The sequence below is a fragment of the Streptomyces sp. NPDC001781 genome, from assembly GCF_053596035.1.
Genome location: NZ_JBSFFI010000014.1, coordinates 124346 through 138440, shown reverse-complemented (window position 1 = coordinate 138440; position 14095 = coordinate 124346). Strand labels below are relative to the sequence as shown.

Annotated in this window: 8 protein-coding genes; 1 reads left to right on the top strand and 7 read right to left on the bottom strand. The window is 71.8% G+C overall.

The features are described 5' to 3' along the window. Position 1 precedes the first annotated feature (1 nt). The 7 genes from ACWCV3_RS15880 to ACWCV3_RS15850 form a co-directional block, all read right to left on the bottom strand. Positions 2-5887: an SDR family NAD(P)-dependent oxidoreductase gene (locus ACWCV3_RS15880; RefSeq protein ID WP_451223492.1), complete on the bottom strand. Its 5886-nt coding sequence runs from the start codon at positions 5885-5887 to the stop codon at positions 2-4. Further along, positions 5884-7002, bottom strand: a complete 1119-nt coding sequence (locus ACWCV3_RS15875) for an enediyne biosynthesis protein (RefSeq protein WP_451223490.1) — start codon at positions 7000-7002, stop codon at positions 5884-5886. Before ACWCV3_RS15875 ends, ACWCV3_RS15880 begins: the two co-directional genes overlap by 4 nt. A gap of 2 nt (positions 7003-7004) precedes the next feature. Beyond that, a complete protein-coding gene (locus tag ACWCV3_RS15870; protein WP_451223528.1) occupies positions 7005-8855 on the bottom strand; it encodes a CRTAC1 family protein in 1851 nt (616 codons plus the stop codon). 56 nt (positions 8856-8911) lie between these two features. Beyond that, complete coding sequence (locus tag ACWCV3_RS15865; protein ID WP_451223488.1) at positions 8912-9901, bottom strand: DUF1702 family protein; 990 nt, start codon at positions 9899-9901, stop codon at positions 8912-8914. A gap of 90 nt (positions 9902-9991) precedes the next feature. Beyond that, a complete protein-coding gene (locus tag ACWCV3_RS15860) occupies positions 9992-10969 on the bottom strand; it encodes a DUF1702 family protein (RefSeq protein ID WP_451223486.1) in 978 nt (325 codons plus the stop codon). 103 nt (positions 10970-11072) lie between these two features. After that, positions 11073-11516: a winged helix-turn-helix transcriptional regulator gene (locus ACWCV3_RS15855; protein ID WP_451223484.1), complete on the bottom strand. Its 444-nt coding sequence runs from the start codon at positions 11514-11516 to the stop codon at positions 11073-11075. 74 nt (positions 11517-11590) lie between these two features. Next, the gene (locus tag ACWCV3_RS15850) at positions 11591-12796 is read right to left on the bottom strand and encodes an IS701 family transposase (RefSeq protein ID WP_451223482.1); all 1206 of its coding nucleotides are present in this window, start codon (positions 12794-12796) and stop codon (positions 11591-11593) included. Positions 12797-13199: 403 nt separating this feature from the next. On the opposite strand from ACWCV3_RS15850, the gene ACWCV3_RS15845 reads away from it, so the two are divergent. Continuing rightward, positions 13200-13883 carry a TetR family transcriptional regulator gene (locus tag ACWCV3_RS15845; protein WP_451223480.1) on the top strand — a complete coding sequence of 228 codons (684 nt, stop codon included), beginning with the start codon at positions 13200-13202 and terminating at the stop codon, positions 13881-13883. Positions 13884-14095 lie beyond the last annotated feature (212 nt).

Sequence of the window (14095 nt, the reverse complement as noted above, 5' to 3'; positions counted from 1 at the left end):
TCTAGGCCCTTCCTTCGGTGAGTTGGGTCTCGTGCGTGAGGAATGCGAAGACCGCCGGCTCCAGGGCGTCGCGCAGCGCGGTGACGAACGTCGCGATCCGCAGGTCGCCGGAGGCGAAGACCACCCAGGCGTCCTTGCGGCGCGGCAGCACCGTCAGCGGTGCGCCGGCCATGATGCCCGCCTTGCGCAGGCACTCCACCGCACCCCATGCGCGGGTGGCGGCGGTGTCCGGCGCCTCGCCCGTCTCCCGGGCGACCAGTTCGGCGACGGCGGCGTGCTCACCGAGAAGCCCGCGCCACTCGTCGGCCGAGCGCATGCTGACCGCCTCGATGTCGCAGGCGACCTCGGTGTCGGAGACGGCGCTGAGGGTGACCCCGAGGCCGTGTGCCGCCGACATCGACATGTGCCGGGCCGGCTCCAGTTCCGGCCGCCCGTCCGGGCGGTGCCGGACCGCGACGGGGCTGCCCAGGGCGCGGGCCGCCGCGTCCGCGGTGAAGCTGCGGCGCTGGGCGACGGAGCCGGCGGGGGTCTCTCCGTGCGGCTCGACGGCGACGGCGATCCGGCTGCCGACGACGTCCTCCAGGGAGCGCTCCAGGTACGGGCCGAGCAGCGGGGCGACCCACGGCCCGGAGCCGTCGGTCTTGCGCACGGCGTGCAGGGTGAGGCCGTCCCAGCGTTCGACGACGGTGCCGTGCTCGTCGCGCACCGCGATGTCGTACACGTAGGTGTCGCCGTCGCGGCTGCGTTCGACGGCCGTGTACCGCAGCCGGTCGGGCACGTGGTCGCCGGAGCCGAGCGCGTGGATCCGTTCCACGCCGGACGGCAGCAGGGTGGCGTCCGGGACGCACACCTGGTTGCCGTGCATGAGCGCGTCGCGCATGCCCGGGTCGGCGAGCAGCAGTTCACCGGGCAGGAATCCGGCGAACCAGCCCTCGGGCCGCTGCTGCACGGTGACTTCGGCGTCCACGTGCCGGGCGGCGGCCCGGTGGAAACGGCGCAGCCGCTGGAAGCGGGCGCCCTGGAACAGGACGCTGCCGTACAGGTCGGCGGCCGGGTCCAGGGGGACGACCGGGGTGTCCTCGGGCACCTGCAGCGGCGGGCCGTCGGGCGCCGCCGCCGCGTTGAACAGCAGCCGGGCGCGGAAGTGCTCGGCGACGAAGCCGGTGTCCTCGGCGTGGATGGCGACGTCGACGGCGTCGGGACCGGTGACGGTCGCGGCGATCCGGATCCGGGTGCTGCCGTTCGGCGGTACGACGATGGGCCGCAGGAACTTCGCGCCCTCGATGACGGGTGCGCCGGTGTTCCCGGTGACCGCAGAGGCGACCTGGGTCATGGCTTCCATGCCGATGACGGCGGGCAGGAGCAGGTTGCCGTCGAGCAGGTGGTCGGACAGGTAGGGGTCGGTGCCGGCGTTCAGCTCGACCTCGGTGACCAGCTCGACGCCGTGGTAGCGCACCAGCGGGTTGCCGGTGAAGCGCAGCATCGGCAGGGCGGGCAGGTCGCGGCGGACGGTGTCGATGCCCTCGGTGCGGCCGCTGACGACCGTGACGACGGGCGCGTCCGGGTCCTCGATGAGGCGCAGCAGGATGTCCACGCCCTGGTCCGGGGAGACCGGGGTGATGCCCTCGCGGGAGAGGGTCTCGACGACGGAGAGCTTCTCGCCCATGCCGACGCCGGACCACACCGACCATTCCATGCAGCGGGCGCGCAGACCCGGGTGGGTGCGGGCGACCTCTTCGGTGAGATCGGCCAGCCACTCGTTGGCGGTGGCGTAGTGGGCCTCTCCGCGCAGACCGGCCCGGCCGATGATGCTGCCGAAGGTGACCAGCAGCTTCAGGCCGTCGGCGCCCACCGTGTCGAGGACGGTGCGCAGTCCGTCGACCTTGGGGGCGAAGGTCCGTTCGAAGTCCTGCGGGGTGAGCCGCCCGAGCGCGTTCGGCTCGTTGCGTCCGGCGCCGTGCAGCAGGCCGGTGATCGCGCCCAGTTCCTGCGTCAGTTCGGCGACGGCGGCGGTGACCTGTTCGGGGGCGGTGACGTCGGCGCGCGCGTAGTGCACGCGGACTCCGTCGGCACGCATCCGCTCGAGGTTCTCGGCGAGTTCGGGGTCCTGGGCCGGGTCGGACCGGCCGAGGACGGCGAGCTTGGCGCCGGTGCGCTGGGCCACGGCCAGTGCGCACTCGGCGGAGATGCCCTTGCCACCGCCGGTCACCAGCAAAACGTCGGAGGCGTCCAGCGGGGACTCGGTGCGCTGCGCCGCCACGGGCAGGGCGCGCAGGGTCGGCACCCGGCGCGCGCCGGCGTCGTCGTAGTGGACCTCGGCGAACCGGGTGGTCGCCGCGACCTCGGCCACGACGCGTTCCACCATGTCCGGCACCGCCGGGGTGTGGACGACGGTGGTCCGCAGGTACGGGGCCTCCTGGTGCAGCGTCTTGACCAGGCCGGCGGCGCCGCGCCCGTCCTGGACGAGGACGAAGCGCCGTGCGCCGTCCCCGGCGAGGGCGCTGTGCGCGGCGGCCAGCACCCGGTCCACCTCCTGGCGCCCGCAGCCCTTGGCCAGTACGGCGAGGACACCGGCGCCGACGCCGGCGCCCGCGAGTTCCCGGTGCAGCCGTTCGGCGTACGGGTGGCCGTCGGTGGCGAAGAGCTCCCAGTCGCCGTCGGTGCCGTCGGCGGCTGCGTGCGGCCGGGCGACCTCGTCGAGGTCGACGGCGAAGGGACGGGCCCAGGGGGCCGCGCCCGCGACGACGGGGGTGTCGCTCTCCACGGTGCCGCCGGTGCCGCCGGTGCTGACCAGGGTGTCCAGCGCCTCGGCGAGTTGGGCGAGGGTGGCGGTGGCGAAGTTGGTCGGCACCTGTGCGGCGGCGATCCCGAGGCGGGACGCCGCCTGGTTGACGATCTGACCGACCGTGATCGAGCTCATGTGGAGGTCGTCCAGGAGCCGGCTGTCGGGGTCGACCAGGTCGGCAGGCAGTTCGGCGCGCTCGGCGACGAGGGCGCGCAGCACCCCCAGCGCGTCGGCGCCGGTGTCGGCCGTTTCCTCGGCAGCCGTGGCGTCCACGGCCGCCGTGGCCGGTGCCGCTGTCGTGCTCGCGGTCCGCGTGGCCGGTCCCGCAGGAGCGGCGGAGGCGGCGGGGGCCGGACGTCGCACGGCCGCCGGCACCCTCTCGCGCGGCGCCTGCTCGCAGGGGTTGGCGAGGAAGGAGAACTCCTGCCCGACCTGCAGGGGCCGGATGAGGCGGTCCTCGAAGAGCCGCTCCAGGGCGAGGGGCGCTCCCGCGACGAACGCGGCTCCGGCGACGGCCAGGACCCCGCGCAGCGACTCGTCATCGGTGTTGAGGGCGACGGCGGGGATGCCGGTGGCGGCCTGGGCGAGGCCGGTGAGGACCCGTCCGGGGCCGACCTCGACGAACAGGTCGACGTGACGGGCGGCCTCGCGCACCGCCTGCGTGAAGCGGACGGGGCCGGTGATCTGCGCGGTGAGCAGCGCGGCCAGGTCCGTCTCCTGGGTCAGCGCCTCGCCGGTGACGGTGGAGACGACCCGCGCGGAGGGGACGCCGAGGCGGGCAGTGGCCAGCCAGTCGCCGAACGTCGCGGCGGAGCCGGCGACGAGGGGCGAGTGGAAGGCGTGCGAGACCTTGAGGGGGGTGCAGGCGACGCCGACGCGCTCGGCGCGGCGCCCCACCTCCTCGATGTCCGCGGGTGAACCGGCGACGACGGTCTGCTTCGGGCCGTTGTACCCGGAGATGACGGCGTCGAGGCCGGCGAGGAGCTCCTCGGCCTGCTCGGGTGCGGTTGCGAGCGAGGCCATCGTGCCCGGGTCGCCGTGCTGGGCCATGGCCCGGCCGCGTACCCGTGCCGCTTCGAGGAGCGTCTCCTCGTCGAGGGCCTGCGCCCAGTGCAGGGCGGACAGTTCGCCGAGGCTGTGGCCGACGGCGACGGACGCCTCCAGCCGCAGGGTGTCGAGGACGTGCAGGCCCGCGGCGGAGCCGGTGGCGATACGCGGCTGGGCCACGTCGGTGGCGACCATGTCGCCGGTGGTGGGCAGTGCGGCCCGGGCGAAGACCTCGGCTGCCTCGGGGAAGCGGCGGCTCAGCGCCCCTCCGCCGGCGCCGTGACCGGAGCCCTGGCCCGGGAAGAGGAAGCCGATCCGGGCGCGTCCGTCGGCTCGGCCGAGGAAGCCTCGGCTGTCGGCGGCCGTGTACGACGTCTCCCCCGTCTCCAGCAGGCCGGCGAGGTGGGTGAGGCGGCGCTCGGCGTCCTCCGGGGAGGAGACGACGACGGCCGCGCGGTACGGCAGTCCGCGCAGCTCCCGCTGGAGCGTGGCGGCGAGGTCGGCGACCTGGCCGTAGGAGACCTGGGCGGCGAAGGCGGCGACCTCGGTGAGCCGGGCGCGCAGCACCTTCGGGGACTCACCGTCCAGGACGAGGAGTTCGCAGTCCTGCGAGGCGTTCGCGAGGGTGGCGGAGCGCCGGCCGGGGGCCGTGCGCCGCCGCCCGGCGGGCTCGTCGAGGACGATGTGGGTGTTGATGCCGCCGAAGCCCATGGCGGTGACGCCGGCTCGGCGCGGCGCGTCCTCGGGCCAGGCCTCGGCCTTGCGCAGCGCGGTGAGGTTGGCCTGGTCGTCGGCGAGCAGTTCGTGCGGGTCGACGGTGCCGATGGCCGGCGGGAGGGTCTGGTGGTCGACGGCCATGGCCGCCTTGATCAGACCGGCGACGCCGGCGGCGGCCTTGGTGTGGCCGATCATGCCCTTGATGGAGGTGATGGCCGCGCGCGGCGCGTCGGGGTCGGCCTCGCGGCGGGCGCCCATGAGAGCGGTCAGCTCGGTGGCGTCGCCGACGGCGGTGCCGGTGCCGTGGCCCTCGAAGAGCCGGACGGTCTCGATGCCGAACCCGGCCCGGTCGTAGGCCCGCTTGAGGGCGAGCTGGTATCCGCTGACCTCGGGGCGGGTGATGCCGCCCTGACCGTCGGAGGAGACGCCCCAGCCCGCGATGGTCGCGTAGACGCGGTGGCCGGCGGCGAGTGCGTCCTCCTCGCGCATCAGGACGATCATGCCGCAGCCCTCGCCCGGCCAGAAGCCGTTGGAGCCGCGGTCGTACAGGCGCATCTCGCCCTTGGCGAGCGCGCCGGTCTTGGCGAAGCCGATGATCTCGAAGGGGTCGATCGACAGGTCGACGCCGCCGGCCACGGCGACGTCGATGTCGCCGTTGACCAGCGCGGTGCCCGCGGTGGTGACCGAGAGCAGCGAGGAGGAGCAGGCGCCGTCCACGGTGTAGCCGCCGCCGTTGAGGTCGAAGTGGTTGCAGATCCGGCCTGCGATGGTGTTGGCGAGTCCGCCGGCGAGGGTGTCCTCGTCGATGGCCGGGAACGGCTCCTTGTAGGCGGTCTCGACGTCGCCGAGGAAGTGGGCGATGCGGTCGTCGTCCCAGTCCTGTTCGCCCTTGAGGGCGGCGGCCAGCACCCGCCGTACGTACGGCCAGCGCAGCCGCATCACGTTGGCGCGTGAGAACTCGCCGGTGAGGGTGTTGCCGACGACGACGCCGGTGCGTTCGCGGGGCAGGCCCTCGCCGGCCGGGAACCCGGCGTCGGCGAGGGCGCGTCCTGCGGTGTCCAGGGCGAGCCAGTGGGTCAGGTCGGTGGAGCGGAAGGTGCTGCCGGCGATGCGGTGGGCGATCCGGTCGAACTCGTAGCCTTCGATGACCGCGGCGTTGCGGGCGTAGAAGGTGTCGGGTGTGGTCGGGTCCGCGTCGAAGTAGTCGTCCAGGTTCATGCGGACGTCGGGCAGGCGGCGGAACGCGCGTCGTCCGGCGACGGCGTTGTCCCACAGCTGCTTGGGGTCGGTTGCGTCGGGATAGCGGCAGGCCATGCCGACGATGGCGATTCTGGTCATGCGACCACCGGTGTCCTCAGGGTCTCGGCCTCGGCGTCGGCCGGGGCGGGGCAGGAGCAGGCACCGTCCGGGCAGGCGCAAGCGGCGGCCTCGGCGTCGGCCGGGGCGGGGCACGCGCAGGCGCCTTCGGGGCAGGTGCAGGCGGCGGCGTCGCCGGCCTTCTGGGCGACGGCGTCGGCCTGGGTGACGGACCGGGTGACGGCGGCGAGCGCGAGGGCCTCCTCGGCCCGCTTGCGCGCCACGATGTCGGCGGTCCACAGGAAGGTGCCTCGGATGCCGCAGGCGAGGGCGGTGGCGAAGAACAGGCCGTAGGCGATGCCCAGCGCGGTCACCACGCCGTAGAGGGCGGCGACACCGCTGCCGAAGGCGATCTGGCCCCACTTGGAGGACGGCGTCGTGCCCGGGTCGGTGATCATGTAGTTCGTGAAGAGCACGAACGCCACGCCGGTCATCATGGCGAGGCCCGCGGGGATGGAGGTGTCGAACAGCAGGCCGCGGACGATCGCCTGGAGGGCGAAGCCGCCGAGCCAGGCGAGGATCAGCCACATCCGCTCGGTGAGTTTGGCGTTCAGCATGGTGCCGAGCGAGAGGATGATGGCCGGCACGAGCCAGTCGAAGCCGCCGTCGAGGTACTCGGTGAACTGGTACGGCGGCGCGATGGACGCCCACGGGAAGAGCACCAGGATGACGGCGATGCCGAAGTTCGACGGGTTCATGAAGTGCCGCATGCGGCCCTTGACCGGGGCGCGCAGCACCCACTTGGTGCCGACGGCGACGATGACGCCGAACATCATGACCCACACGATGTCGTTGACGTACGACAGCATGTTCACCGCGAGAGCGGTGATGTGGGCCGGGTAGAGGAACTCCATCACGCCGCGGGGGCCGTTGCCGCGGAAGCGCGCCGTGCGGTTCTCGGCGCGGGCGCCGATGATCTCCAGGACGATCTCGAGCGAGTAGGCGGTGGCCAGGGCGATCAGCGGCCAGGTCCAGGGCTGCTCGAAGCCCAGCACCGTGTATCCGAAGATGTTCAGTACGGAGATGGAGATCGCGAACCGGCGCAGGGCCGTGACGACCTTCGGGTTGTGGCGTGGTGCGTTGGTCTGGGGGGACATGGTCACTTCTCCTTGGCCAGGTCGCCGAGTTCGATGCTGTGCCGGCCGGGCGTCAGCGTCATTTCCTGCTCGTGGACGTCACCGTTGCGGTCGCGCCAGGTGATCTGGGTGGGCAGCGGGCCCTTGATCCCCTTGCCGAGGCCGATGTGGATGTCGGTGCTGCGCTTGCCGGAGTGGCCGCCGCCGCCGTCGATGCGGTCGACGCGCTTGGTGCCGTCGGGCAGCTGCACGCAGACCTCCGCGCCCACGACGGGGGCGCCGTCGGGGTGGGTGAGCGTCAGGCCCAGGTAGGCGCCGGTGTGCCGGCTGACGTTGTGGAAGAAGACCGGCTCGCCCCACTGGCGGGCCACCGCCAGGTCCAGGCGGCCGTCTCCGTCGACGTCGGCGGTGGCGAGGCCGCGGGTGGGCATCGGCTCGCCGATGCCGAGGACCTCGGACAGGTTGACGTACTTGCCGGTCGCGGGGTCCTTGGCGTAGAAGCGCATGCGCTGGTTGCCGGCCAGGTCGTCGCCGTGGCGGACGTTGGGCCACCACTGCGGGTTGGCCACGAGGGCGTCGTTGGCGGTGGCGAGTTCCTGGAGCTGCGGCCAGCGGTTCGTCTTGCCCTTGACGAAGCCGTTGGCCTGGGTGATCTCCAGGTCGCCGTTGTTGTCGAAGTCGCCCATCTTCACGTCCCAGCCCCAGCCGGACCAGGCGAGGTTGAGACCGGAGGACTTGTCCTTGAACGGCGCTACGCCCTTCTGGAAGCTCTTGCGCAGGTCGGCCTTGCTCTTGGCCTGGTCGAAGAAGGCGAAGTTCGACTCCTGGATACCGAACGACGTCGTGATGTTGCTGACGAACATGTCGTACAGGCCGTCGTGGTCCAGGTCGCCGAAGTCGACGCCCATGCCCTTGAACGAGCTGCGGCCCAGTTCCTTGGACTTGGGCACGCTGCCGCTGTGCACGGCCTTGACCTGGGCGAACTTGATCGTGCCCGGCTTGGATTCGTTGTACAGCAGCGCGGAGGTGCCGAAGTCGTGGGCGAGGAACATCTCCGGCAGGTGGTCGCCGTCGAGGTCGGCCGCGGAGGCGCCGAGCGTCCAGCCGTGGTTGATGCCCTGCGGGATGGCGTCGTCGACCTTCTCGTAGCCGTTCTTCGTCCAGCGGAAGAAGTGGCCGCCGCCGCCGTTGGTGGCGTGCGACAGCGAGGCGTTCATGGTGACGTCGCCGTCCTTGGTCGGGTCCAGGACGGGGCTGTCGGGGAAGTAGTTGCCGATGAAGATGTCGGCGTGGCCGTCACCGTCGTAGTCGGCGACGGCGGCGGCGTTGGAGTTCCACAGCGGGCCGGTGTACTTCGCGCCGGACTTGCCGGGCAGCAGCTCGGTCGGCCGGAAGGAGCGCGCCGTCAGCGGCTGCCCCTTGTGGGCCTGGTTCTCGAAGATGACCGGGGTGCGGCCCCAGTAGTAGACGAGGAGGTCGATCTTGCCGTCCTCGTTGTAGTCGCCGGGCACACAGCCCATGGGCGCCATCGTCCTGCTGGTGCCGAGCGGCGCCGGGTTCAGCGCGAACGGCGCGTAGGCGTCCTTGCGTGTCGGTGCCGGGGTGACGAAGGCCTGGTCGATGCGCGGGTCGACGACGCACAGGTCGTTGGACAGCCCGTCGCCGTCCATGTCGTTGACGGCGATACCCGCACCGACCGAGGAGATCCACGCGGCGATGTGCTTGTACGCCTTGTTGACCTGCCGGATCTCCTGCTTCTTGAATCCGGCGGGTTCGGCGATGGACATCGGCTCGAACGAGTAATTCTTTGCCAGGCTGTCGACCTCGGCGGCCGAGGACTCAGGCAGCCGGACACCGTAGAAAGTGCCCACCATCAGGGCCAGGGCGACTATTCCAGGTGAATTTCTGCGAATCCAGTTCTTTGCGACCGTCACTGGTCAGCACCTTTCGAAACGAGCGACGAGGAAGCGAGTTGCGCGGCGATGTCGTGGCGCCATGCCTCGTAGGCCGGGAACGGGCCGGCGGCCTCGGGCGTGCGGGGCCGGGTGTCACGGCACACCTGCGCGGCACCCTCAGCCGTCGTGCCGCACACCACGCGGGCCGCGAGGTGGGTGTGGTCGATGACCGTGCCGGCCTTGATCCGCGCCTCGGTGGCGAACGCGGACCCCTGGGCGAGCGCCCAGCGGTGCTCGCCCGCGCCCTCGACGAAGCGGGCGAGTTCGTCCTCGCTGACGCTGCCGGCGTAGGCGCAGGCGAGGCCGGCGCCCGCGTAGAGGTCGGAGTGCCGGTGCTCGGGGTAGGCGCGGATCAGGCCGGTGACGACGTCGGGGTCGGTGCCGCCGACGAACCACAGGGCTCGGCCGATGCCCTGGTCGATGGCGTTGGCCGTGTAGTGGTTGTGACCGCCGCGCCAGCGGAAGGGGTGCTGCACCTGCGGGGTGCGCACGTACGCGCCGGTCTTGAAGTACGCCTGGTGGAATCCGTAGCCGTCCAGTGCCAGCCAGCGCAGCAGCGGGTCGGTGGAGCGGATGTCGGGCCACAGCGGCTTGGGCAGGCGGGCCATCGCCCAGCCGATGCCGACGTAGATCATGTAGTCGTGGTCGCGGCCCCGGCCGGCCAGCAGCCCCTGGAGCCGGCCGCCGTGTCCGGGCAGCGAGTCGTACACCGCCGCGCCCATGCCGGCGCCCTCGTAGGCGAAGCCGCGCATGTCCCGCGGGACGGTCTCCAGCAGTTCCTCGGCCTCGGCGGGCGAACCCGCCTCCACCGCGCAGGCGTACCCCTTGAGGAACACCTCACCGATGAACTCAAGGCGTTGCTTTGCTTCCGCGTTCTTCACATGAAATCCGCGCACCTCCATGGTCGTCTCGGAAACCGGAGGTGTGAGCAATCGGCGCCTGAAAGCGCCAAAGAAACTGGACACAGCAGTGAACCGCCCCTCTCGAATCCCTTGAATCCCTCAGCGAATCGAATGTAGTCAGGGGCCTCGGAGGGGCGTCTACTTCAGATGTGCTCAAACAACGGCGGCGCTCAGTTGCCGGCGCACATTGCGGCGCCAGACCTCGTAGGCCGGTCCGGTCCCGTCCTCGGGGGCGGTGGCCGCGCAGTCGTCGGCGAGGCGCGCGACGGCCTCGACGGTGCGCCCGGTGAACGCGTGCACCGCGGCGCTGCTGTGCTCGGGGACGTACCCGGAGTGGTGGCGGGCCTTGGCGGCGAACACGGTGCCCTGCGCGAGGTGCCCGGCGAGGTCACCCGCCTCCGTGTGCAGTGCGCTCAGGCCGGCCGCCGTCGTGCCGCCCGCGAAGGTGGCGGCGAGGCCGACACCGCTCCACAGGTCGGCCCTGCGGTCGCCGGCGAACGCCCGTACGGCTGCGGACACGTTGCCCACGTGGCCGCCGTGGATGAACCACAGCGCGCGTCCGACACCCTGGTCGAAGGCGCGCTGCCAGTAGTCGGGGTCGCCGTCCCAGGCGTAGGGGGTGTCGAGGCGCTGTCCGTCCACCCAGGTACGGGTGTCGAAGTAGGCGCGGTCGAACCCGTAGCCGTCGACGCACAGCCAGCTCATCGCCGGGTACAGGTCGGGCTCGTCCAGGTCCGGGACGAGCTTCTTCCACAGCGGCCTGGGCAGTTTGGCCATGGCGAAGCCGATGCCGATGTAGTTGAGGAAGATGTGCGGCCTGCCGCCGCCGCGCAGCAGGTCGGCGGTGCGGTGGCCCTTGGGGCCCATCGTGTCGCGGATCGCGCAGGCCATGGTGGCGCCCTCGTAGGCGAAGCCCCGGTTGAGCGGGTCGACGAGCGCCAGCCGGCGCTCGGTGGTGGCGGTGTCTCGGTCTTCGATGCCCCATTCGAAGCCGGTGACCACCGCCTGCGGTACGGCCTCCAGCTGACGTGTGTGGTCGGTGGGTTCGACGCGGAATCCTCGCCGCGCGAAGCCGACCTCGTCCAGGGACGGAGCCATGATGAGCCTGCGCAGCGCTCCCAATGCCGGCACGGACGCCTCCTCGTAAGCGCCGCTCCCTTACCGGCGGCGGGGCTGCCATGGTCATCGTCCCGGCGGCGGCGAGGCATCTTCGTCCGTGCGCTGTGCGCCGCGGTCAGCGCAGGCGGCGCACATCCACCTCTTCGTCGTGCACGGCGCGCCCGCAGTGCGAGCAGTGCAGTTCGACCTCGATGCTGCCCTCGCAGCCGAGGTGGTCGGCGCGCCTGGGCGGGCCCAGTTCCTGCGGCAGGTTGCGGTCCCCCCACTGCATCAGGGCGACGACCGCCCGGGTCAGGTCCCGGCCCGCCGGGGTGAGCCGGTACTCGTGGCGCACCGGCTTGTCCTGGTAGGGCACCCGTTCCATGATGCCCTGCTCGACCAGGCGGTTCAGCCGCGAGGAGAGCACGTTGCGTGCGATGTCCAGGTGGGACAGGAACTGGTCGAAGCGCATGGTGCCGAGGAGCGCCGAACGGACGATCAGAAGGGTCCAGCGCTCGCCGACGACCTCGAGGGAACGGGCGAGACTGCAGTCCTGCCCCTCGTACGTGTGTCTCAGCATGCGATCACTCTAGGCAGGGTGAGTTGCGTGAAGGTACCCGACTTGGCTAAGCCGTTGCGGGTCGGCCGGGATGTTCAGGCCGCCATGAGCATGCGCTGACCGCCGCCGGTGGGACGCTGGTCGAAGCTGCTGTAGGCGTACGCGGCGGAGACCAGCGTCATGTGGTGGTGCCAGCCGGGGTAGGAGCGCCCCTCGAAGTCGAGCAGTCCGAACCCGTCCGACAGGGTGCGCACGGACTTCTCCGCCTGGGCGAGCGTCCGCGTCAGGGCGAGCACCGACTCCATGCGGGTGTGGGTGAGGCTGGTCAGATACAGCTGGACGGGGCGCCGTCCGCCCTCTGGACGGACGGCGAAGAGGCGGTACGTGCGGTCGATGCGCTCGCCGCTCTGTCCCGCCCTGGGCAGTCGTACGAAGGCGGACATGACGGTGGTGTGCCGTCCGCGCCCGTCCCAGGGGGCCACGCTCTCCATCCGGGTGAGGGTGCCCGCGTCGAACTCGAACAGGCTGCGGGCCGCGAGCACCAGGCCTTGCCCGTCCTCGCCGTTCGGGCTCTGCATGCGCAGGCGCCGGCCGACGGCGACCTGGAGCCGGTCGGGTATGGCCACCACGAAGTCCCTTCCGCGCAGGGCGAGTCCGTGGATCAGGGAGGTCGTGTGCGTCCCGCCGGCGGCCTCCAGGTCGGTGACGACCGGCAGGGGTGCGGTGCGGCTGTTGCCGGCGAGGGTGTCGACGAGGTCGAGGGCGTGCTGCTCGACGGAGCGGGGGCCCACCTCGGCGGGGATCTTGGTCCGGACGCGGCGCTCGTGGTCCTTCACCCAGGAACCGGGAAGCAGCAGGCGCCAGTCGACCGGCACGGCCCGTTCGTAGGAGGACAGGAACATGCCGATGCCGACCTGGCAGGTCACCGAGCGGCCGGTGGAGGCCAGGAAGCGGCGGTGCACACCGCAGGAGTGCTCGCCGCGCTTGCGCAGCATCGCCGGGGTGATCACGCAGGCGCGCGGGGCCAGTCGCGGCTCGACCCAGCGGGTGAGTTCCGCCCGGACCGGCATCCAGTCCCACGGGCTGGCGCTGACGAACTGGTGCAGCGACTGCGAGGCGGCCGGCGACGCCGAGACGGCCGCGGCGAGCCGCCGGACCGTCTTCTTGCCCGGAGTGACGAGCAGTCCCTCCACGTAGGCCTGCGCCCAGCGCCTCTGGTCGCTGCGCGGCAGGCACTCGAAGACACTCTCCGCGAACACCGGTAGCGAGACCTGTGGAGCCATCAAAGCGTGCGTGACCATGGCAAGTTCCCTCCCTGACATCGGCCGGCGACTGCTGGCCACGCTAAAATAATAGCGAACGCCCTCTTTTTTTCGCGACTAAGGAGAGTTGCCGGATGTACTTCGCCAAGTCGGTCCTCGCCGGGCCTCGCGACACGGCCGTCGCGCCGACTCCGCGGGAGCGCCCTGTTTCGGGCTACGGCGTGCGCGGCAGTAGCGCTGACCTGCGCGGCAGTCCACACCCCGGGCTCGGCCGCCATCTCGCGCAGCTTGGGCAACTCCGGGTTGCCAACAATCGCGAGGTGGCGCAAAGGTGGTGGTCTGAGGCGATCTTCGACTCGGCTACGGACACCACGACCGTGCGCTGCCCGGGGAGTACGCCCGCGTGCACTCCGGCGGCCTGCAGCCCCCTTCGGGAGACGGCATGGTGAAGCAGGAGCGGGCCATGCGTACGCGCGAGGCCCTGGTCAGAGCGGCGGCGTCGGAGTTCGACCGGGCCGGCTACGAAGGCACGTCACTGTCGCGCATCAGCAAGTCGGTCGGCGTGTCCATAGGCGCCGTCACCTTCCATTTCTCGTCCAAGAGCGATCTGGCCGACGCGGTCCAGCAGGCCGGGCGGTCGGTGACCCGGACGGCGGTGGAGGGTGTTCTCACCGAACCCCGATCGGCGCTGCGCGTGGTGGTCGATCTGACGCTGATACTGGCCCAGTTGATGGAGCGGGAGCCTTCCGTCCGGGCCGCCATCCGCCTCAGCCGCGAGCGTCCGGACGCCGTCCCGTGGTCGGAGGTCTGGCTGCCGACGGTGCGCAGGCTCCTCGACGAGGCACATGAAACCGGTCAACTTCGCGCGGCCGCCCTGCCGGCGGACGTCACGACGCTGGTGGAGTACCTGACCAGTGGTGCGGAGGCCTATCTGCGTAGCCGTATGGGCTCGGACATGGCTTTCGAGAGCGCGGTGGCCCAGCTCAAGCGGCTCTGGCACGTGGCGATCGCGGGCGTGGCGGTCGACACGGGGACCCTTGCGCCGGGCGGTCCCGCGCTCGCCATCACCGGGGAGCCGGTCGTCCTCGGCCCGTCAGCCGTGGTGGTCGGGGACGGGCGCCGGTAGGGAAGCGGTACCACGGTGCGGCCTCCGGTACCCGGGACAGCGGACCGGGCCCGGGGCCGCATGCCGCCCTGCGCCAGATCTCGTGGCTGTCGTACCAGTGGTCGCGGGCCACCAGCGCGAGCCGGCGCTCGTTCAGCCGGCCGGGCGACACCCGCAGACGCGACCGGCACTCGTCCCAGGCACGCGAGAGCGGGTACGACCCACCGGTCCCC